Consider the following 20,945-nt stretch of genomic DNA (forward strand, 5'->3'; position numbering starts at 1 on the left):
AAATTAATGAGATAAGCGCTTATGTTATTTTCTGATGACGAAAACATGATTGAGATAGCCCCTGATGCCTTCTTGCTAAAAGGTTTCTTACTGGGGAACAGTAAGGTGTTATTACAATCATTAAATAATATTTTTTCGCTATCCCCATTAAGAAATATGGAAACCCCAGGTGGGTATCGCATGTCAGTCGCGATGAGCAACTGTGGTGAGTGGGGTTGGGTGACTGACAAAACAGGGTATCGCTATACTAATAGTGACCCTGTCACTAATAAGCCCTGGCAGCCGATGCCTGGGATCTTTCGTCAATTAGCACAAGACGCAGCAGAAAGAGCGGGTTTTCTGGGGTTTGAACCCGATGCATGCTTGATTAACCGTTATGCAGTTGGGGCTAAAATGTCGCTTCATCAAGATAAAGATGAAGCGGATTTTTCACAGCCGATTGTTTCGTTTTCATTAGGGTTGCCCTGCATATTTGATTTTGGCGGAGCCATACGTGAAGCGCCTAAAATAGCGCTGACACTGGAACATGGGGATGTGCTGGTTTGGGGAGGGAAGTCGCGTTTAAATTACCATGGTGTTCGAACCATCAAAGCGGGTGAACACCCATTGTTGGGGCCATACCGCTTTAATCTGACATTTCGGCGTGCACAAAAATAACGGTTTATAAGCGTTGGTTTTGCTTACATATTTCGTTGGGGGCTGTTATTTTAGCGTATCTATAAAATTGTATCAGAGAACGATAAAAAAGATCATTGAATAATAAATTAGTTGTCTCTATAACTATTTGCTAATTATTTACATAACAGGGCATTGGTAGGTGAATTAATGTACAGCTTTACAAATGATTATAATGAAATTGCACATCCTGAAGTGATGAAAGCATTGAATGATTTAGCAGGGAAACGTTTTACAGGTTATGGTACAGATGGTCTATGTAAGAAAGTGGCAGATCAAATTAAACAACGTATTGGCCAGCCGAATGCAGATATCCATTTCTTTAATGGTGGGACGATCACCAATTTAACGACGATTTCTCATATTTTACGTCCACATCAAGCCGTTATTTCCGTTGTTGGTGGCCATATTGATGTTCACGAAACAGGGGCTATTGAAGCGTCAGGGCATAAAGTCATTACGGTAGAGTCTGCTTCGGGTAAGCTTACGCCTGTTCATATTAAAAAGGTGCTGGCCGAGCATCCAGATGAACATTCGGTTCAACCCAAATTAGTTTACATCAGTAACTCTACTGAAATTGGTACGGTGTATCGCAAAGCCGAATTGGTTGCTTTGCGTGAAATCTGTGACGCCCACGGTCTATTGCTATTTATGGATGGCGCACGTTTAGCATCCGGTTTGATGTCCACCGTGAGTGACTTAACCATTGAAGATATCGCACAACTAACGGATGTTTTCTATATTGGTGGAACAAAAATTGGCGCACTGACTGGGGAAATATTAGTGCTTTTAAACCCAGCAATAAAAACCGATTTTCGCTATAGCATTAAGCAAAAAGGCGGCTTGCAAGCCAAAGGCTGGTTATTAGCTGCGCAGTTTGAAGCATTATTTAATGATGACCTTTATTTCCAGTTAGGCCAACACATTAATGATACAGCAAACCAGCTTGCCGATTTCTTTACAGAAAAAGGATTCGGCTTTTTAGCGCCAGTGGAATCAAACCAAGTCTTCGTGATTTTACCTAATTCGCTGAGTGACAAGGTATTGAGTCATTATGTGGTCAGTAAAGTTTGTGAACCAACGGCAGATACAACGTGCTTACGTTTTTGTACCTCTTGGTCAACAACGTCACAAGATATTGAAAAGCTAAAACAAACTTTCAATTCGTTAATCTAATTTTCCTTAGATATATTGCCCGCATGAATTTGTGGGCAAATCTTTCCGATTTCTCGCATATCGTTTTCACAATTAAAACGGCACTATCCTGATATCTATTTAATTGTTCTGGTCGCGAGTATGCCTTGGACGTTTTCCCATCCTGCGGTGGTTTTTCCCATTAAACAGGCCAAATATTTTCGCTGGTTAAGTCTGCCTGCGCTTATTTTAGGTAGCTTGAGCCCAGATTTATACTATTCGTTGACGTGGTACCACACTGCGGCACTGGCGCATGACTCTATTGGGTGGTTTTATACTGGGTTACCGCTATGTATATTGGTTTATTGTTTAACGCAAAAAATGGCACCAGCACTGAATAGAATAAGCCCTTTTATTATTCACACTATAAATGCACCATCTGTTCGACAAGGGGTAATTTTTGTTATTTCCTTGTATATCGGGGCATTAACCCATATTGTTTGGGACAGTTTTACGCATGAATCTGGGGCATTTGTCCGAGAAATTTCATTTTTGCAAATGAAATTATTTGCGATGTCTGACAGCCAAGAAATTGCTTTTTATAAATTATTACAGCACGTTGGCTCGGTGGGCGGCTTAGCCTACTTGTGTTATCAATACTTTCAATTTCATCGTACGCTGCCCCATGAAATTAAAATCGAAAACAATAAAAAGCTAAAGCGATTAATCGTGCTTGGTGGCCTTGCATGTATATCGACGCTACCTTTGGCCTATTGGTTAACGCCGAAGACAAATGGTTTTAATTTCAATCGTTTTGTTTATTTAGAGTTAACACTAACGGTTCCTGTGTTATTGATCATCGTATTGATCTTTGCATTTAGGCTCAATGTCTTATATCAACAAAACAGGATAGATAGCGATTAGTTTTTTCGTAACCCATCAATCATTTTATCAATCGCATGAATGCTTTGCTGTAGGCGTTCTTGGCTATTGGATTGAGAAATCCAATAAGCCGATTCGGCAAGTCCACCATTGATTAAAAAGGCAAGGGCGCGAGTATTAACATTGCCAATGATTTGCTTGCTCATTAATTCCTGTAACAAGAGGTCGACTTGCTCAGTACATTTAAGGTTTGATTTTGCAATGTCTTCAGCAATAACGGATTTGGCATCTCGTAAGATAATCTGTTGATAGTCAGTTTCTAACGCCATTTCTAAATAGGCATGACAGCGTAGGCGGAAGTTATTCCAAAGGTCAGTGGAATCGGCAGAAATTTTTTGTAATCGGCCATTCATTTGGTTATCAATTTGTTCGACAACAGCTGCAAATAAGCCTTTTTTATCGCCAAAATGATGATAAAGGGCACCTCGCGTTAAATCAACGCTTGCTGCAATTTCATCCATGGACGTTGCGGCAAACCCCAAACGGCTAAAATGTTCTCGTGCCGTGGTTAATAAAAGCTCGCGGGTCTCTTCCATTTGAGCTTGAGTTCTTCTTGCCATAAAACCTCTTACAAACACTGAATATAGTTATTTACATACACTATGTATGATTATATCATCATTATACATACTCGTTGTATGTATAATGAATTTATCACATGGAGCTTACATGCTAAGTCGCTATCAAGAACTCTTTCAAGCTGAAGGAAGCCAACGCTTTGTTATTGCAGGGTTACTGGCTCGTCTAGCGTTACCGATGATGGGCATTGGGATTATCACTATGCTGGCACAATTAAGGGATAGCTATACTTTAGCAGGGCTAATTTCGGCAACGTTTGTACTTACTTATGCATTATTATCACCACAAATTTCCCGATTAGTTGATAAACTTGGACAGTATCGCGTGTTACCTGTGGTCACGCTTATTAGTTTATCTGGGGTTTTGTTGCTCGTCACAACAACATGGTTTGCATTGCCCGATGCTGGGTTATTTATTGGTGCATTTTTAGCAGGTGCTATGCCCAGCATGTCTGCCATGATTAGGGCACGGTGGACGGAATTGTATAAAGGTCAGCCCATTTTACAAACGGCTTATTCCCTTGAAACTGTTTTTGATGATGCGACATTTATTGCAGGGCCTCCACTGTCTGTGGGATTGACGGTTATTTTGTTTCCACAAGCGGGCTTATTAGTTGCCGCTGTTTTATTATTGTTGGGTGTGATACTCCTTGTACAACAACGTAGTACGGAACCCAATGTTACCGTACATGAAACCTTATCACCGAAGCAAAAGCCGATTTTGTCGATGATAAGCTTACAACTGCTGATCGCATTAATGATTGCATTAGGGATCATTGTTGGGTCAGTGGACATCTTAAGTGTCACACTCGCGCAGATACAACAACAACCTGCTGCGGCAAGCGTAGTCTTGTCAGCTTATGCAATTGGTTCTTGTGCAATGGGGCTCGTTTTCGGGGCGCTCAATCTAAAAATATCGTTACCGCGTTTACTGGTTATTAGCGGGTTAATGACATTCTTATCTATTGTACCGATGTGGTGGGTGAGCGGCGTTTATTCCCTCGCATTTGTGGTGTTTATTTCAGGTTTATTCTTTGCACCAACAATGATTATTGCGATGTCATTAGTGGAAAATATCGTTCCACCAAATCGATTAACGGAAGGGATGACTTGGTTGCTCGCTGGACTAAACATTGGTGTGGCTATTGGAGCCATGATGACGGGGAAAATGGTTGATACTTATGGGCTGAACGCGGGGTTTCTCGTGGCAATTGTTGGGGGCACTTTGGTCGTGTTATCCACCGCATTAAGTTACGTCCAACTCAATGCGCAACAAAAAATGACGAAAAAGTGCGAAACCGGGTGTCTATAGTACTAAAAGTTTAATAAAATAAGTATAAACAATAAGAGGTTATAAAATGCACAAGCCAATATTTAGGCAAGCAACACTTGGTGATGTCGATACGTGTTTCGCGATTGAAATTGAATCGTATGAAGGCGACGAGGCAGCGACAAAAGAAAAAATAGCAACACGTATAACACAGTATCCTCAAGGTTTTTTATGCATGGAAGTGGCTGGCGAAATCGTTGGCTTCATAAATGCAGGCTGCGCGTGGGATGTGGTGATGTCCGATGAAGAATTTAAAGAGCTTATCGGCCATGATGCACAGGCTCCGAATGTGGTCATTATGTCTGTTGTGGTTCACCCAAACCATCAAGGAAAGGGCTATTCATCCATGTTGATGACCGAATTTATTGCATTAATGCGAAACAATAACAAAGAAACTATTCATCTAATGTGCAAAGAACGTCATGTGGATCTGTACAAGCATTTTGGCTACCAATATGTCAAACCTTCTGAGTCAGATCACGGTGGAATGACATGGCATGAAATGGTCATGGTGCTTTAGCTATCAAATGAAAACCAAGTTTATTTCAGATTAATTGTTAATATTATCAGTGATAAGCTTGGTTGATGTAACTTTAAATTAAACCCTACCAAAATCACTTCAGTACTGTTTCTTGCCGTTATCGTGTTATGATATCTCCATAATATACCGCTAAGTTTTGGATAAAATAATGGAAATATGGGTTGATGCGGATGCGTGTCCTAAGGTTATCAAAGAAGTTTTATATCGCGCAGCTGACAGAGAAAATGTGCAAATTACATTTGTTGCCAACCAACGCTTGTCAGTTCCGCCATCTCGTTTTTTAAAAACCTTACAAGTTCCCGCAGGCTTTGATGTCGCAGATAATGAAATTGTTCTTCGTGCTCAAAAAGGGGATTTAGTGATTACTGCGGATATTCCCCTTGCTGCCGAAGTGATGGAAAAGGGGGCTTCTGCATTGAATCCTCGGGGTGAGCGTTACAGCGAGGCGACTATTCGCGAACGCCTGAATATTCGTGATTTTATGGATACGATGCGGGCAAGTGGTGTACAAACAGGCGGCCCTGCAAGCTTAAATCAACGGGATCGCCAACAATTTGCAAATGAATTAGATAAATGGTTATTACAACGAAAAAAAGTGTTAAGTCAATAATACGATTTGTCGAATAATCCCCCTTATTTTGTGCAGTAAATCTGTATTTTAAAATAGAGTTGATAATAATTTCGTGTCTATAATAGAAAACCCTAAATTTTCGAAGACAAAATTATGGATCCGTTACATAGCATTATTATCACTCTATTTTTATTTATACTGACGTTTTTTAATCCTGGCGCCAATTTATTTATTGTTGTCCAAACCACGCTTAGTTCAGGGAAAAAGGCGGGGTTAACCTGTGGCTATGGTGTCGTTTTAGGTAATGCCATTTATTCTGGTCTTGGGTTATTTGGGCTTGTGACCTTAATGTCAGAGTTTGGTGCGTTGTTTTCGTTAATTAAAGTACTAGGCGGATTGTATTTACTGTATTACGCGATTAGCGTTTTTAAAAATAAAACCCAACTCAATTTATCCACGGAAAATATTACGGAACATTTCCCGAAAGGTGTGTATTTTCGCCGTGGTTTAATTTCCGATCTTTCGAACCCGCAAACTGTGCTGTTCTTCATGAGTATTTTCTCAACCACTATTTCCCCCTCAACGCCATTATGGGCAAAACTGGTGATTTGGCTTGGGATCGTCTTGGCTTCATTGGTATGGCGAATTATTCTCTGCCAAACATTTTCTCTTTCATCGGTCAGACGAAGCTATTCGCGTATCCATAAAGTGGTGGGGAAAGTGGTCGGGTTGATTTTGGGGACATTGGCGACAAGGCTTATCTACCAAGGTGTTACTGAGCTAGTGATTAAAAAATAAGGGCGTTAGGCTTCATTTGACTTCGCCTTGTTATTGCAATTACAATGATCGCAATTGCAATAATGAAGGAGTGGAGCGCTAATGTTTACCCAAACAATGAAAATGCCAGCCGCAACGGCACAAACTCAAGCCGCCGCTAATTTGTGTTTACAACATATCAATCAGGTTGCTTGTGATAATGCCAATCACCCAAGCTCTCCAGCAAGCTTGCTTCATAAAGCGATTAAACATAATAACGCTTCGATTTGGGTTATTAATCAAAATGGCGCTATGGGCCAGCAAGAAACAGCGTGGCCAATTTGGTTTAATAGCCAAGAAACCTATGAGAAACCCTTGTTTTACTTTGTGAATACTCCCTTAATTGAGCAGTTAAGCACACTAGAAACAGAAACAAACCATAAAGGGATTTTCCTCAATTGTATTGATACCAATGAAAGCTATTTACCGAAAGGGGTTTATCCGTGGTTTCCATTAAAGCTTACGTCGATGGAAAATTGGCTAGCTTATGATATCGCGAACGCGCAAGAAGCCGCAGCTATCGTCCAACAAGCATTGACACATTTGTATGTAAATGGCGATAAGTCATTGGTGTATATGGCATTGCACAGTGTTAATCAAACAAATGAACCGTTATCTGAAGACGCTGCGATAGCCGCATTTAAAGGTATGTACCAGTTATCACGCAGTGCGCCAAAAATTGATATTCAATTGTGTGGGGCAGGAAAATCACTCGAAAGGGTTAAGCAAGCTGCCCAATTATTGCAAACACAATGGGGCGTTGAGTCCGAAGTGTGGAGTTGCCCAAGTTATACGCGACTCGCGTTTGATGCAAAACAGCAATACGCTTCTTCCCACCTTAACCACTGTTTAGGCAAAACCAAGGTACCCGTCATTGCGGTAACGGATTACTCACACCATATCGCTAAGCAAATAAAACCATTCATACCTCGAGGGTTTATGGCATTGGGTTCTGATTCTATTGATAAAAACGGGATTATTTACCCATCAGTAAATTGGATTGCCTTGTGTGCATTGAAGCAACTTTATGAGGCAAACCAGCTTCCTGTTGCTGTTTATGAAGAGGCAATTGAAAAACTAACTCATTAGATTGTCGCGGTATCGTGAGTGGTACCGCGATATTTGCGTTATTCTTTTGCGCTCCATGCGGCCTTATCAAGGGCACTCGCAAAATCATTGATTTCAGCTTCACTAAATTGACTAAGAAAATGTGTTTTAACTACATCTCGGTAGATTTCCCACATCTGTTTGCGTAGCTGTTTGCCTTTCTCTGTAATTGTGGCAAAAGATGCTCTTCTGTCATCGTCTGAACGAGAGCGAATGACGAGTCCTTCCTTTTCTAAGCGGTCAATTAAACGCGTTAAATTATAGCGTTCAATCACCACGACATCTGCCAATTCATGCATTCGGCGCGTTCCGTTTTCACCACTTTCCAAGCCCCATAGAACATCATACCACGCATAAATAGGCAATTTTGCTTCGGAAAGTTTAGCTTCAATTTTTCTGATGATGATCCGATGTGCGCGGACAAAGGAAAACCACAAATCCGCTTGTTGAGTTTTCATATGACCTTTTTTCATTAAAGGGAGTTAGTTGCAATTGCAATTATAAAAGGATAAAGTCTTTTTTACTAATGTTGCATATGCAACTATACCTTTTGGTATGATAGTAATCGCAACTATAGCAATTGCAATTAAAAGCCAGTAATCCAGTTTGAGACGTAAACCTGCCCTGATGGGAAAGTAGATTTGGGAGAAAGTATGAACCACACAACAATAGAAAAAGATGTTGATCCTCAGGAAACCGCGGAATGGCTTGAGTCCTATGAAGGTGTTACCGAAGTTGATGGCCGTGAGCGCGCACACTTTTTACTGAATAAAATGGCGCAAGCAGATCAACGGAAATACGGTGATTTTCAGAGTATTGTGACCACGCCATATATCAATAGTATTCCCGTCCATAACCAACCGGAATACCCAGGCAATCTGGCAACTGAAGGGCAGTTAAACGCGTACATTCGTTGGAATGCGATGGCGATGGTGCTCCGCGCGGGGAAACACTCTAATGTGGGAGGGCATATTGCAACCTACCAATCAGCGGCAGTGTTATACGATATTGGTTTTACTCACTTTTTTAGAGGTAGAACGGATAATTTTGCTGGGGATATGGTGTATATCCAAGGGCACTCTGCACCAGGGATTTATGGCCGCGCCTACTTAGAAGGGAGAATTGACGAAGAACAGCTCGATAATTTCCGTCGTGAATCTGTACGCCGTGGTTTATCGTCTTATCCTCACCCGCGTTTAATGCCTGACTTTTGGCAGTATCCGACGGTATCGATGGGGCTTGGTCCATTAACCGCTGCATATCAAGCGCGTTATATGCGTTACCTTGAATATCGTAATCTTAAACCTCATCAAGGCCGTAAAGTTTGGGCTTTCCTTGGGGATGGGGAGATGGATCAACCAGAATCATTAGCGGCAATATCACTAGGTGGGCGAGAAAAACTGGATAATTTAGTGTTTGTCGTGAACTGTAACTTACAAAGGCTCGATGGCCCAGTGCGTGGTAATAGTAAAATTATTCAAGAGCTTGAGTCGGTATTTAAAGCGGCTGGTTGGAATGTCATTAAGGTTATTTGGGGAAGTGCTTGGGACAAACTACTGGAAAAAGACACTTCTGGTTTATTGATGCAACGAATGATGGAGTGTGTTGATGGTGATTACCAAACATTCAAATCACAAAGTGGTGCTTATGTGCGGGAACATTTCTTTGGCAAATACCCAGAGTTGCTTGCTCTTGTGGCGGATATGAGTGATGACGACATTTGGAATTTACACCGTGGGGGGCACGACCCAGAAAAAGTCTACGCTGCCTATCACCAAGCGGTAAATACCAAAGGGAAACCTTCTGTAATTTTAGCCAAAACGGTAAAAGGTTTTGGGATGGGGGAAGCGGGTGAAGGGCAAAATATCAATCATCAATTGAAAAAGATGAGCCAAGACGCGGTTCGTGCCTTTCGTGATAAACTCAATTTACCTGTGGCAGATGAGCAATTAGACGAAATTCCATATCTCAAACCTGAAGCTGATAGCCCAGAAGCCCTGTATATTAAGAGCACGCGCCAAGTTTTGGGAGGCTATATTCCTGCACGTTTTGGCCAAACAAGCCCTGTGGCTATTCCGCCTTTAGCCAGTTTTGCTAATTTATTCAAAGGCAGTGGGGAGCGCAATATGTCCACCACGATGGCATTTGTGAACATTTTGAATGTGTTACTCAAAGATGCCGAAGTTGGCAAGCTGGTGGTGCCAATTGTGCCTGATGAATCAAGAACCTTTGGGATGGAAGGGCTATTCCGTCAAATAGGCATCCACTCCTATTTAGGTCAGCTTTATACTCCACAAGATGCGGGGCAATTAAGTTACTATAAAGAGGCAAAAGACGGGCAAATTCTGCAAGAAGGGATCAACGAATCTGGAGCTATTTCCACATGGATAGCCGCCGGAACGGCATACAGTAACCATGATGTGCCAACCATCCCTTTCTATATTTTTTATTCCATGTTTGGTTTACAACGTGTGGGTGACCTAGCTTGGGCGGCAGCAGATGCGCGTACCAAAGGTTTTTTACTTGGAGCGACCTCTGGGCGCACAACCTTAATGGGCGAAGGTTTACAGCACGATGATGGTCACAGCCACGTTTTATCTTCCGTGATCCCAAGTTGCGTTTCTTATGACCCGGCATATGCCTATGAATTAGCAGTGATTATCCAAAATGGTATGCAACGCATGTTCGTTGACCAAGAAGATATTTACTATTACATCACACTACTTAATGAGGGTTATCCGCAACCCGCTATGCCAGAAGGGGTGGAAGACGGTATTCTAAAAGGCGCTTATTTATTTAAATCTTATGATAATGCACCTGAAAGTTCACCACGGGTTCAATTAATGTCAAGTGGCTCTATTATGCGTGAAACCCTTGCTGCGGCTGAGCTTTTAGCGACTGACTTTGGGGTGAATAGCGACATTTGGAGCGCGACCAGCTTAAATGAATTACGGCGCGAAGCGATGAAAATAGAGCGTTGGAATATGTTGCATCCTGCAGATGAGCCTAAAAAACCGTATGTACAACAAATGATTGAGCCATACAAAGGGCCATTGGTGGTTGCGACGGACTATATGAAAATCGTAGGTGACCAAATTAAACCCTATGTATCAGATAGAAAATTCATCTCATTAGGTACGGACGGATTTGGGCGTTCAGACACTCGTGAGGCATTACGCGAATTCTTCGAGGTTAACCGTCACTTTATTGTGGTGGCTGCACTGAAATTATTAGCAGATGAAGGTTTGATTGCTCGTTCAGAAGTTAACCGAGCATTACAACTTTATGAGATAAATGTGGATAAACCTGCTCCTGATTCGATAAAATAGCCTTATAAATGAATGTGTATAGCGCAGCGGGGTACTATCCCCGCTGTTGCTATATTCAGATAAACAAGGGCTTAACATGAGCAACATCGCATTATATCTCGGTTCGTTCTGTACATTTATCGCTGCATTACTGCATTTTGCGTGCTTGTTTCTCGGCGCAAAAGGATATCGTTTTTTAGGTGCAGGAAATTCTATCGTTGAAAAAGCGCAAAAAGGCTATTGGTATCCGCATTTTACGGCTATTGTTGTCGGAACTATCCTGCTTATATGTTCTGCTTATGCATTGACAACAGCATTAGGGCAGCCGATTTTACCGTTTCACCAGCCTATTTTGTTCGCTATTGCGAGCGTATTTTTACTTCGAGCCGCTTTATTTCCATTGATAAAAGCGTGTTTTGCAGGAAATAGTGACTTATTTTGGTATGTCAGCTCGTCCGTGTGTTTTGTGATGGGGATGCTGTATTTAGTTGGCGTGGTTTTTATCTAATCGAGAAAGACAAAAAGAGGCTTAAGCCTTTTTTTGCTAACTCTGGAGTATATTGCCGTTTTCTATGGCAACATGGTATTCCGCCAACGCTGCCGCTTCTTTCGGTTCATGAGTGACTAATAAAATAGTGATACCATTGCGTTTTAATTGATTCACTTGCGACCAAATTTGCTCTCTTGTTTGCCAATCTAAGCTGGAAAACGGTTCATCTAATAAGAGCAAAGATGGCGATGAAATCATCGCGCGAGCAAGTGCAATCCGTTGTTGTTCACCTCCTGATATTTCATGGGGGTAACGCTTGGCCAAGTGTGCAATATTCATCTTATTTAACAAAGCGATAATGTGTTGCTTATCTCTGGGGATGCGTGTCAAAATTTGCCCCGAACCCCCATATTCAACAGTGACAGTGTTGCCTGTTTCTTTTTCGAATTTTTCGACCACTTTTTCAATCGGTGGGCGCAACCCTGCTCCTGCGTAGATGTGTAGCTGATCAGCCATCGCTTGGGATAATGTAAAGCAGATAAATAAAGAAGAGAGTAATAGGCGGCGCATGAGTACCTCGTTATCGTTATATAAAAAAACACACAATGAGGAGTCAGGTTAAATTACGCAAGGCGCAACTGCGTAAGTTTTGATATTCATTAAGCTATTTGAGAATTTAATGATGAGTTGGCTTATCAGTCGAATGAATTTAAAGCCAAATCTGATTTTTTTGTAATTATTGATTGAGCCACTGTTCAACTTCTTGATATGTACCTTGAAAAACAATTCTCTCTTGTTTCTGGCTTAATTGATAACGATACATTGGGTCATAATATTCATGTAGTAATGGGCAAAGCCAAGAAAAATGTGATTGGGTTTCGCCCGTCACTTGTTGGTGAATTAATGCAGTATCTAATAACGCCGTTAATTCAGCAGCCCGTTGAGGGCCTAATCGCTTTCGAATTGCAAACAGGCCATGATGTAAATACTCACTGTAAAATTGCCAGCCTTTCTCTTCACCGTATGCACCAAGGAAATCATGTGTCATCCGGTCAAAATATTCATTTTTAAGGCGTTCAAGACGTAATTCAAAAGGGTCATCAATAACAGCGATAGCCGCTGTTTCCATTTGAGAACGTAATGATATAGGCAGGCTATTTGCACCAATTGCTCGCCCTTCATCTTCAAGTACCCAACGCGTATGATTTGAAGACTTTTTGAGCATATCGACAGCAAGATGATTTTCAAAAGTCGCTTGGGAAAATTGTGCTTGCAAAGTGCGACCGAAAGACGAGCCGCGGTGATGGGCAATACCTTCTAAATCAATTCCATCTGGTTGGTTATGAACCAGAGTTGTTTTACCATTTCCTGTGCATCCACCGATTAAAATAGTCGGGCGTAGGGACAACTCATTAATGGCATCAATAGTGGTTTGACGAAGTTTTTTATAACCGCCATTAATTAGAGGGTAGTCTATGCCATTCTCTTTAAGCCATGCTTGTACTATATGAGAACGCATACCACCGCGAGCACAACAAATAAAACCATTTGGATGTTGTTGGCAAGCCGTTTGCCATGCAGTGATACGGTTGGCTTTGGTTTCACCACTCACTAATTGATGACCAAGCTCAACCGCTTTATGAGAACCTTGCTGCTTATAACAAGTTCCAACAGCGGCGCGCTCTTCATCATTCATTAATGGGATATTTGTCGCAGAGGGTACAGCACCTTGCTGAAATTCAATTGGTGCTCGAACATCGATGATAGGGGTGTCAGAGATGAGTATCTGGCGAATATTTTGAGGTGAGGGGGTTAATTCCATAATTATGACAAGTGAGTTCATCTAAATGATATTGCGCCATACTATACGCTTAATTCTGTCTTTTTGCAGCCAATGAATAATCAAATAACACGACTGTAGCAACGGGAGATGTAGTTTTTCATATTCGGGTTTAACGAATGATGGTATATTGAATTCAGGTGATTAAACATGAGTAAGGGGCTGTACGATGAAAATGTTAACTATCCAGGAAATGACAGAGACACAAAAAAACCGAGTGCGAACACGACTTGCACAAGAACGTAAGAAATTAGAACGTGAATTAACCAATTCTGAGCAAACGAAAGTCAAAAAAGAAATTATTGCGGAAATTTCTAAAGAAGTTGATAAAGAAACTAGAAAAATTCGAGCGCAACAGAAAAAAGATAAACTAGTTCCAAGCGATACAACATACAGTTGGTCTTCGAGTAATCATCGACGGGGTTATCGCTAAATTAAATGAATGAATAATATATTTTTTAATTGTTAGTATAAAAGAATCGCGTATCTCATTAAATATGAAGTACGCGATTCTTTTATTAGATACTAAATACTAATATAGGTCACGAATCAAGCCGTGAAACATCGCAAATAATTTTCTCCTTCAATGCTTCAATAAGATAAGAGGAGAAAGATAGCGAGGTATAACCTTCATTTTTTATGTTTTCAAAAGCATCTATATATATCATTGGGACTTGTATTAACTTTGCTTTTTTTAAGTCAGGTTTCATCGGTTTTTCTGTTTTTTGATTCAGCGTGGATTCATGATTAGAGGTAAAAGATGAACCTGAAAAAATTAATTTAGAATATGTCATATTATTAATCTCATATCAATGCTATCTGCCACACAGGTTATTGAGGCTATAGCTATATCATCTAGTAAAAGTAGTAGTTCGGCTAAAATACATGTCATTGTGTTAAACTAATTCAGTGAACTTGCAATATATTAATTACCTAAAATAAGTGTATTTAGCCGAATACAGAGTAAAATATATTAATATTACTTATTTGTATATATTTATAATGATTGTGTTTAAATAAATAATGTAAGAGAATGTTTCTTTCTACCTAAATAACATTAGGAATAATCCTAATAATAATTTGCATGCATACAGAAGCATTATTTAAAATATATGATAGTCATATAGTCGGTGTATGTAATATTAAGATTAAGTTAATGTTTTTCACAATTGATTTACCACCCAAATATTTTTTTGAATAAAACTTTATTGACTGATAAATAATTTAAACTAATAATTATTGCAATGAAGGGAAGTCATAAGGAACTTAATTAGTAAGAATAGTTATTTGTTTAATTAATATAGTTTTTGCCTGTAATATAATTTTATAAATTATCAAATTAAATTTGATTAAATTCTTGAGGAATACCTATGTTTAAAGTCTATCAGCAGACACAGAGCTTAAAAATGGAATTAATAAAAAAATCACGTAAACATCACGAAGCTAAAAAACAAAGAGGGATGACTCTATTAGAGATTATCATTGTATTAGGTATTATTGGGACAATTGCAGCGGGTGTTGTGGTATTAGCACAGCGTGCATTTGACAGCCGTGCTATTTCTGATGTTGTCAGCAATACCAATACAGTGAGAGTTGCTATGAAAGATGCCTATCAGCGGGCTGCGGGATACCCAATTTCAACAGGTGCAGCGAGTGGTTATAATGTCGATAGTATTAAAGATACTGAAAAATCTCAAGAGGCGATTGCACGCCTTGTTCAATTAGGTAAGTTATCTATCGATGAAGCGCGTAATAGTATTTCAAATGACTTCCTGAATATTGGTGGTGCAAAAACAGCGACATCACAAGTTGATACGGGTCTTAAAGGTTTTGTGATTGAGCTTAATGGGTTAAATCAAGATCAGTGTCGTAATATTATTTCCCAAGTGGGTAATCAGTGGGATTATGTTGCTGTAGATTCAGCGGCAGCGGGTACATATAGTGTAGTAGCAGCTGTTGATATGTTTGTTGAGCCATCAGCGAGTATATTACGTACATTAAATGCGAAGGGTAATATCAATATTACACCAGATAAAGTTGCTGGTGTATGTACCGACAGCCCTGAAAACTCGGTTATTTTAGGTAGCCGTTAATAATAAGCAGTAATAGCTTGCTAAAGAACCTCCCTATAATTAGGGAGGTTCAAGAGAATAAATATGAAAAATAATAGAATAGCTGGTTATTCATTATTTGAAGTTATTGTCGCTCTTGGAATTATTGGTGTGATTATGATTCCGTTGAGTCGCTTTATGATTAATCAAATTGAAAATAACCACAGGCAACATATTTCAGATGCTATTGTTGATGAAATTTATCGGTTTATTGATTTTATTAATAATGATGAAATGGAAAAAAAAGATAACAATTTTATTCGTAATCCTTTATTTCAAAAAGAACAAAAAAACATAGCTTACAGTAAGCGAACGAGTAATTATAAAATTGAAGATGCAATCACGACGGATGGTAAACATTTTAACTGGGGGACGGGGGAGAACAGCGATAGAAATTTGTTTATTGATGAAACATGTAAAGGAAGCTTGTTAGGAATTTCATTAAAAAAAGAATTTTTAAAATGCACAATGGATGCATTACTTGTTGAACATCCTGAGTTTTCTATTGAAAGAGTTGATCTTGTTGGCGATGAAGTAAAAAAAACAATTGAACGCGTAGATTTTATTATTTTATATCACCCAATTGAGGATAAGCAGGGTTTATATATTGAGTCCTTCTATGGCAATTTTAGTGAGGCGTTTAAAAATAAATTTTTATATTTAACACAGGCAAGTTTTGTTAAAAGAAATCACTCTATGACTAATGCTGGTTGGGAACTCATTAAGGTAGATAATGAGAATCTTCAGTTTGGTAATTTGGCATCACATGCTGAATTAGTCAAAAGCTCGAGCTTTGATTATGGATTAAGACTTAGTTTTAATGTTAAGGCAGGGAAGTTTTTAAGGGCTGACGGCTCAGTGAATGCCGACAAGTTATGTTGGAACACCAAAACCAATCAATATGGCCCATGTTTAAAAGCTAAAGATGAAAATACGTTAGTATTGACGAGTGGTAAAACAGATAACGAAGAAAAATCACCGACTCTTTGCTGGGATAGAGAAAATAAAACACAAACAACTTGCTTGGCATTAAAAAAGCAAGACCCAAAATTTCCTATAACAGATGCGCAGTACCTTCCTGAAAGCAATTTCATGCTGACGGACACAGATAGCAAAGGGAACGAAGTCACTGGTACGTTAGTAGCGAACGTTATTATCGAAGATAGTTATTATGAAGGTAATAAATTAATAAAAGAATACCGTACCGTCCCTGAAGTGAGTTACCACAATTTTACGGGTAATAATGACAAGAAGATGATCGTGGAAGAGGATTATGTTGGCGATGATGTAAACGAAGAGGGCAAAATTATCTTCCCGATAAAAAAATGCCCAGTAGTACAAAATGTGAGGCTATGGCCAAGGCTGACCGTTGCGGTTTCATCGATGATGCCCGTTGTATACCAAAATGATAAAAAGTTAGATATCGATCTTAGTAAGGAATATAGCACGCGAAAAAATAAAATTACGAATGTGGGGTTAGCCGCTGGCGTTGTTTTACAACCCCGTAATACTGTTATTAATGGTAAAAATGTGTGGATGATTAGTGCTTCGCTAGGAGTCAATAACCCTGCACTGGCAGAATCAAAAACATATGTTAACCCCAAATCGTTATCCATCATGGCAGTTGAATGGTGTAGTTCAATTAAAGGGGATTACAACGGCATATGATTAAAAGGTACAAGCAATATGAAATATAATTATTTGATAGTGTTATGTGGTTTTACGTTAAGCAGCTTTGCAAATACAGATATAAAAGTGCAAGAGTGGATTAATTTAAAACCTATGAAAGAAATAAAAGCAATAGCTAACGAGTCCCAAATTAACGGACAATTTAATACGGACATAAACAGTGAAAAAAAATTAGTAGGTGCAGAAAATAAAATTGATGCTCTTAGTGAATTAGTATTGAAAAAGAATGAGCTTCTCAGCCAAAGTGTTGAGGATTGGGCTCGGTTTAATGGAATTGATTTTATTTGGAACAGCCCAAAAGATATTGTCGTTTTTAATGAAATAAAAATTGATGGTAAGAATAAAATTGAAGTTATGGAAAAACTAGGTAAGCAATTGTCTTACCAAAAAGCAGGGTTTTACCTTAAATTTTATGAAAAAAATAATGTTCTTGTTATAGATAACTAATAAGTAGAAACAGTAATGAAACTAAATAAAATGATTTTTTTACTAATTCCTTTTTTTATTCAAGGATGCAACAGCTTTTTTGAAGAAAAATATGATGAAAAAGAGTTGTTCGACCGTGTGACAGGATTGCAAGATATCAATGATAGTAAGCAAAGTGCATTTATGTCATTAGATTCACCTTATTTGGGAAAAGAGGTTGATTACGATCGCCAACAAAAAAAAGTCTTGGACAGAGAAATTTCATTAACTTCTTATTCGCCAGTTAATATCTATACGGTAATGGAAATGCTTGGCGAGCAAATGGAAATTACGTATAAAATTGATGCAAACACGCCTGGTGAAATTGAAAGTCAAGTATCTGGCGAGGAAATACTTAAGAGTACGGTTTATACGATTAACTTTAATGGTGATTTAAAAGAGTTTATTAGTTACCTGTCCAATTTATATGATGTAAATATACAGCTAAAGAAAAATAATTTACTCGAAGTTAATTTGTATACAAATTATGCTATTAGCCTTGATTACTATGGTAAAGATAATAATTATGAGGCTAGTTTAGATATCTCAAATAATGAGGCTGCTTCTTCTAGCGGATTAAAAGGTAAATCGACAACATCGTTTAAATCCTCATTTTGGGACGATGTAAAAGATATGATGGATAAATATATTTCATCAGGCGTTTATAATATCTTCCAAGATTCTTCAATATTGACGTTTGTTGGCCGCCAGTCGGAATATGAGCACGTAAGTAAAGTGCTAGAGCAATACAAACAAGCAAATAACCGTCAGTTTGTTGTGAGCTATAAAATTTATATTATTGATAAAGGAAAATCAAAAAATCTCGAAGCTGAATTAGGGTTTTCTTATAATAATGGAGGGACTCAGATTGGTTTTAATCAGCATTTATTGACAAAACTTACTGGAAAATTAAACGCAAATTCTAACTTCCATGGCGGGGAGGATGCAAAATTCCGTTTAGCCAGTCAATTAGATGCCGTATATAAGTTAACGGGAAGCAAAATATTACAAAGTGGCTCTTTTATTACTCGTAATAACATGCCAATACCATTGAACCTAACAAAAACACATCATTATGTTTCAGGTGTAACCAGTACCAAAAATGCCAGTATGGATATCACAGAAAGCCAATTAACAACGGACCAGATCGTAACGGGGAGTAGTTTTATCATTACGCCTAGAGCACTATCTGATGGAAAAATCGAAGTGGCTAGTGGCTTTACGCGTAAGAATTTAATCAGTATTGATAAATTTGATGGCGTTCAATTACCGAATTTTACAACAACGGAGATGTTTAATACGTCAACGATAAAACCTGGTGATTTGCTTATCGTTGGTAAATATGATGAAAATGGTGACTCTGATATGCAACAAGCTGGAATTTTTTCAGGGATATTAAATAGTGAGGATACAAATGCAACGGTAATCATGATTGTTGGGATAGATAATTATTTTTCAGTTAATGAGTAAATTATGACATTAAATGAATTGCTAAAAAAGAAACTAGCGATTAATGGTATATGGGTTGACTCTTCTCAGATTAATGAACATCGGCATCGCTTCTGGTTAGAGTCAACAAAGAAAAAATATAAAAAAATACGTTATCAAACACAAAACGGTATGAAGGAAGTTTTATTCCCTCGGCATGTTAGAGTTTACGAAATTTTAGCTTTGTATATAAAGGAATTATATGGTGACGGCTTTTTTTATGCACCCGTAATTGAAAATGACGTAACAAACTATTATTTAATTTGTATAAAAGATGATTGTATTATTTCACCTTCGGATACCATTATTACTGAAAGTATGCTGACATACATATTAAATCAAAAAGACAGCTCTGAATATGCTTCATTGAATGTTACTGTGTTTAATAATGAAATATTTAATGCCATTTATGAAGAGTACAAAGGTCAGGAAGAAAAATATCGTATAAAGTCATTTAAATTATACATATTAATATCAATGTCTATTTTTTTATTTACTATGGTCGTTTTTATTTTATTTCTATATTAAGGATATTAATATGAAAGATATTCTTTCTGGATGGCGTGAACATGAGTTATTGAAATCTAAAAGCATGTTGATTTCTCTGGTAGTGATTGTTGTTTTTATCATTATTTCCATCGGTACTTACTATATATATCAAAAAAAGGTTGATGAAGAAAAACGAGAGTACCAAAGGCAACAATTAGCTATTAATGAAAAGAAAAAAATATCTGATTACTATATTAGTCAATCACAGGGATACCAAATTAATGACTTAATAACCATACTTGAGCAAATTATGGTGAGCCGTTACGCGTTTACACTTAGTGGTTTTTCTGAGGATTCATTTAATTGTAATACGGAAAGTTGCGATTTTCTCTATAAATTAAAACAAGGCGCTATCTTTAGTGCTCAAGAAAAAATATTTTTTAATGAAAAATATGATGGAACAATCAGTCCTGATAGCATTGGGTTCTCTAATTTAAACATAAGCTACACGAATGGTCTAGTTATAGAAAATATTATTAATCATGTGTACGGTAAGACTCCTTTATGTAATGATTATATCAATTATATTTATGCATTTAATTCATCTAAAAATAATTCTCATGAGAAAATAACATTTATTGAGCTTCCATCATCATCAGTAGCTAGTTTAGAACAGAAATACTCAGATTATGTAGATAGTCACCATCTGCTATTTTCAAAATTCGAGTTAATACTTCCTGAAAACCCATTGAAAATTAAAAAAATACTTGAAAGACAACCGTATATCAATTTTTATACTTTTAAGTCTATCGAAAAATTAGATAGCAACAATATTAAAGTAACAGGAGTTTTTACATGCACAAAATAATTCTTCCATTATTTATCGTTATGATAGGCAGTCAAAATGCTTTTGCAGAAGAGCAGAATGAAAGCGTAGATGCAGTGGAGCCTGAAACTGCTGAACTTTCTATCGAACAGAAAAACATCATCGATTTAATGCAAAACAACCTGAAGTTTGAATCTGAAAAGCTGAATATAGAAAATCAAATCACATTAGCGAAGCTAAAAAAAGAACTTAAAGAGGTTAATGAGCTACTTAATGAGCCAATGGTTCAAGAAAGAACTATTGTGAATGAGCCTGAAAATGAAGCTTATGAACAGAAAATCAATGAATTAATGGATGCCCCGATTAAACCCGCTGAAAGGCCAAAGGTAATTATGATTTCTCATATTGCGGGGGTAAAAAAAATTGGTGTCATTAATCCTGAAAATAAACAAGTCACGTTTACTACAGAAAATACACCATTTAAAATGAATGGGACGCGTTATCGTGTTGTTCTAAAAAATCAACAATATAGAGTTATTGAATGA

Annotated in this window: 23 protein-coding genes; 18 read left to right on the top strand and 5 right to left on the bottom strand. The window is 38.1% G+C overall.

The window, feature by feature from the left end; genetic code table 11:
• Positions 1 to 21: 21 nt before the first annotated feature.
• The 3 genes from alkB (at position 22) to PSF27_RS04675 (ending at position 2,733) form a co-directional block, all read left to right on the top strand.
• Positions 22 to 657 (top strand): DNA oxidative demethylase AlkB, encoded by a 636-nt coding sequence (gene alkB / locus PSF27_RS04665; RefSeq protein WP_272680962.1) that lies wholly within the window; start codon positions 22 to 24, stop codon positions 655 to 657.
• A 168-nt stretch (positions 658 to 825) separates the two neighbouring features.
• Complete coding sequence (locus PSF27_RS04670; RefSeq protein WP_206086016.1) at positions 826 to 1,851, top strand: threonine aldolase family protein; 1,026 nt, start codon at positions 826 to 828, stop codon at positions 1,849 to 1,851.
• A 120-nt stretch (positions 1,852 to 1,971) separates the two neighbouring features.
• Complete coding sequence (locus PSF27_RS04675; RefSeq protein WP_272680963.1) at positions 1,972 to 2,733, top strand: DUF4184 family protein; 762 nt, start codon at positions 1,972 to 1,974, stop codon at positions 2,731 to 2,733.
• Here the strand turns inward: PSF27_RS04675 and PSF27_RS04680 are convergent.
• Positions 2,730 to 3,311 (bottom strand): TetR/AcrR family transcriptional regulator, encoded by a 582-nt coding sequence (locus tag PSF27_RS04680; protein ID WP_272680964.1) that lies wholly within the window; start codon positions 3,309 to 3,311, stop codon positions 2,730 to 2,732. The two genes, PSF27_RS04675 and PSF27_RS04680, sit on opposite strands and share 4 nt — an antisense overlap.
• Positions 3,312 to 3,420: 109 nt before the next feature.
• Between PSF27_RS04680 and PSF27_RS04685 the strand changes: the two genes are divergently transcribed.
• From PSF27_RS04685 to PSF27_RS04705, 5 genes are all read left to right on the top strand, one after another.
• A complete protein-coding gene (locus PSF27_RS04685) occupies positions 3,421 to 4,641 on the top strand; it encodes an MFS transporter (RefSeq protein WP_206086019.1) in 1,221 nt (406 codons plus the stop codon).
• Between the two features lie 46 nt (positions 4,642 to 4,687).
• Positions 4,688 to 5,179 carry a GNAT family N-acetyltransferase gene (locus tag PSF27_RS04690; RefSeq protein WP_272680965.1) on the top strand — a complete coding sequence of 164 codons (492 nt, stop codon included), beginning with the start codon at positions 4,688 to 4,690 and terminating at the stop codon, positions 5,177 to 5,179.
• A gap of 169 nt (positions 5,180 to 5,348) precedes the next feature.
• Positions 5,349 to 5,810, top strand: coding sequence for a YaiI/YqxD family protein (locus PSF27_RS04695; protein WP_272680966.1), 462 nt, complete (start codon positions 5,349 to 5,351; stop codon positions 5,808 to 5,810).
• A 114-nt stretch (positions 5,811 to 5,924) separates the two neighbouring features.
• Complete coding sequence (locus tag PSF27_RS04700) at positions 5,925 to 6,569, top strand: LysE family transporter (protein WP_272680967.1); 645 nt, start codon at positions 5,925 to 5,927, stop codon at positions 6,567 to 6,569.
• Between the two features lie 81 nt (positions 6,570 to 6,650).
• Complete coding sequence (locus PSF27_RS04705; protein ID WP_272680968.1) at positions 6,651 to 7,676, top strand: transketolase-like TK C-terminal-containing protein; 1,026 nt, start codon at positions 6,651 to 6,653, stop codon at positions 7,674 to 7,676.
• A gap of 38 nt (positions 7,677 to 7,714) precedes the next feature.
• Here the strand turns inward: PSF27_RS04705 and PSF27_RS04710 are convergent, their stop codons facing one another.
• Positions 7,715 to 8,152 carry a MarR family winged helix-turn-helix transcriptional regulator gene (locus PSF27_RS04710; RefSeq protein ID WP_272680969.1) on the bottom strand — a complete coding sequence of 146 codons (438 nt, stop codon included), beginning with the start codon at positions 8,150 to 8,152 and terminating at the stop codon, positions 7,715 to 7,717.
• A gap of 195 nt (positions 8,153 to 8,347) precedes the next feature.
• Here PSF27_RS04710 and aceE point away from each other — a divergent pair, with 195 nt between their 5' ends.
• Positions 8,348 to 11,023, top strand: a complete 2,676-nt coding sequence (aceE, locus tag PSF27_RS04715; protein WP_272680970.1) for a pyruvate dehydrogenase (acetyl-transferring), homodimeric type — start codon at positions 8,348 to 8,350, stop codon at positions 11,021 to 11,023.
• Positions 11,024 to 11,099: 76 nt separating this feature from the next.
• Positions 11,100 to 11,510 carry a hypothetical protein gene (locus PSF27_RS04720; RefSeq protein ID WP_272680971.1) on the top strand — a complete coding sequence of 137 codons (411 nt, stop codon included), beginning with the start codon at positions 11,100 to 11,102 and terminating at the stop codon, positions 11,508 to 11,510.
• 36 nt (positions 11,511 to 11,546) lie between these two features.
• On the opposite strand, the gene PSF27_RS04725 is transcribed toward PSF27_RS04720, so the two are convergent.
• Both PSF27_RS04725 and mnmH read right to left on the bottom strand, forming a co-directional pair.
• Positions 11,547 to 12,062, bottom strand: coding sequence for an ATP-binding cassette domain-containing protein (locus tag PSF27_RS04725; RefSeq protein WP_272680972.1), 516 nt, complete (start codon positions 12,060 to 12,062; stop codon positions 11,547 to 11,549).
• A 166-nt stretch (positions 12,063 to 12,228) separates the two neighbouring features.
• Positions 12,229 to 13,314 (bottom strand): tRNA 2-selenouridine(34) synthase MnmH, encoded by a 1,086-nt coding sequence (gene mnmH / locus PSF27_RS04730; protein ID WP_272681004.1) that lies wholly within the window; start codon positions 13,312 to 13,314, stop codon positions 12,229 to 12,231.
• Positions 13,315 to 13,501: 187 nt separating this feature from the next.
• Between mnmH and PSF27_RS04735 the strand changes: the two genes are divergently transcribed.
• Complete coding sequence (locus tag PSF27_RS04735) at positions 13,502 to 13,765, top strand: DUF3811 domain-containing protein (RefSeq protein ID WP_206086030.1); 264 nt, start codon at positions 13,502 to 13,504, stop codon at positions 13,763 to 13,765.
• A gap of 109 nt (positions 13,766 to 13,874) precedes the next feature.
• Here the strand turns inward: PSF27_RS04735 and PSF27_RS04740 are convergent, their stop codons facing one another.
• A complete protein-coding gene (locus PSF27_RS04740; RefSeq protein ID WP_272680973.1) occupies positions 13,875 to 14,126 on the bottom strand; it encodes a hypothetical protein in 252 nt (83 codons plus the stop codon).
• Positions 14,127 to 14,702: 576 nt separating this feature from the next.
• Between PSF27_RS04740 and PSF27_RS04745 the strand changes: the two genes are divergently transcribed.
• From PSF27_RS04745 to PSF27_RS04775, 7 genes are all read left to right on the top strand, one after another.
• Positions 14,703 to 15,425: a type IV pilus major pilin gene (locus PSF27_RS04745; protein WP_272680974.1), complete on the top strand. Its 723-nt coding sequence runs from the start codon at positions 14,703 to 14,705 to the stop codon at positions 15,423 to 15,425.
• Positions 15,426 to 15,488: 63 nt separating this feature from the next.
• A complete protein-coding gene (locus PSF27_RS21000; protein ID WP_272680975.1) occupies positions 15,489 to 17,111 on the top strand; it encodes a type IV pilus modification PilV family protein in 1,623 nt (540 codons plus the stop codon).
• A gap of 18 nt (positions 17,112 to 17,129) precedes the next feature.
• Positions 17,130 to 17,579, top strand: a complete 450-nt coding sequence (locus tag PSF27_RS04755; protein WP_272680976.1) for a TcpQ domain-containing protein — start codon at positions 17,130 to 17,132, stop codon at positions 17,577 to 17,579.
• 15 nt (positions 17,580 to 17,594) lie between these two features.
• Entirely contained in the window at positions 17,595 to 19,067 is a 1,473-nt protein-coding gene (locus tag PSF27_RS04760) for a type II and III secretion system protein (RefSeq protein WP_272680977.1), read from the top strand.
• A gap of 3 nt (positions 19,068 to 19,070) precedes the next feature.
• Positions 19,071 to 19,613, top strand: a complete 543-nt coding sequence (locus tag PSF27_RS04765; protein WP_272680978.1) for a hypothetical protein — start codon at positions 19,071 to 19,073, stop codon at positions 19,611 to 19,613.
• Between the two features lie 10 nt (positions 19,614 to 19,623).
• The gene (locus tag PSF27_RS04770) at positions 19,624 to 20,442 is read left to right on the top strand and encodes a hypothetical protein (RefSeq protein WP_272680979.1); all 819 of its coding nucleotides are present in this window, start codon (positions 19,624 to 19,626) and stop codon (positions 20,440 to 20,442) included.
• On the top strand, positions 20,430 to 20,945 hold the full coding sequence (locus tag PSF27_RS04775; RefSeq protein ID WP_272680980.1) for a hypothetical protein: 516 nt from the start codon (positions 20,430 to 20,432) through the stop codon (positions 20,943 to 20,945). The genes PSF27_RS04770 and PSF27_RS04775 overlap by 13 nt, the downstream gene beginning before the upstream one ends.

Origin of the sequence: Providencia sp. PROV129, assembly GCF_028482245.1 — a bacterium.
Taxonomy (GTDB): domain Bacteria; phylum Pseudomonadota; class Gammaproteobacteria; order Enterobacterales; family Enterobacteriaceae; genus Providencia; species Providencia vermicola.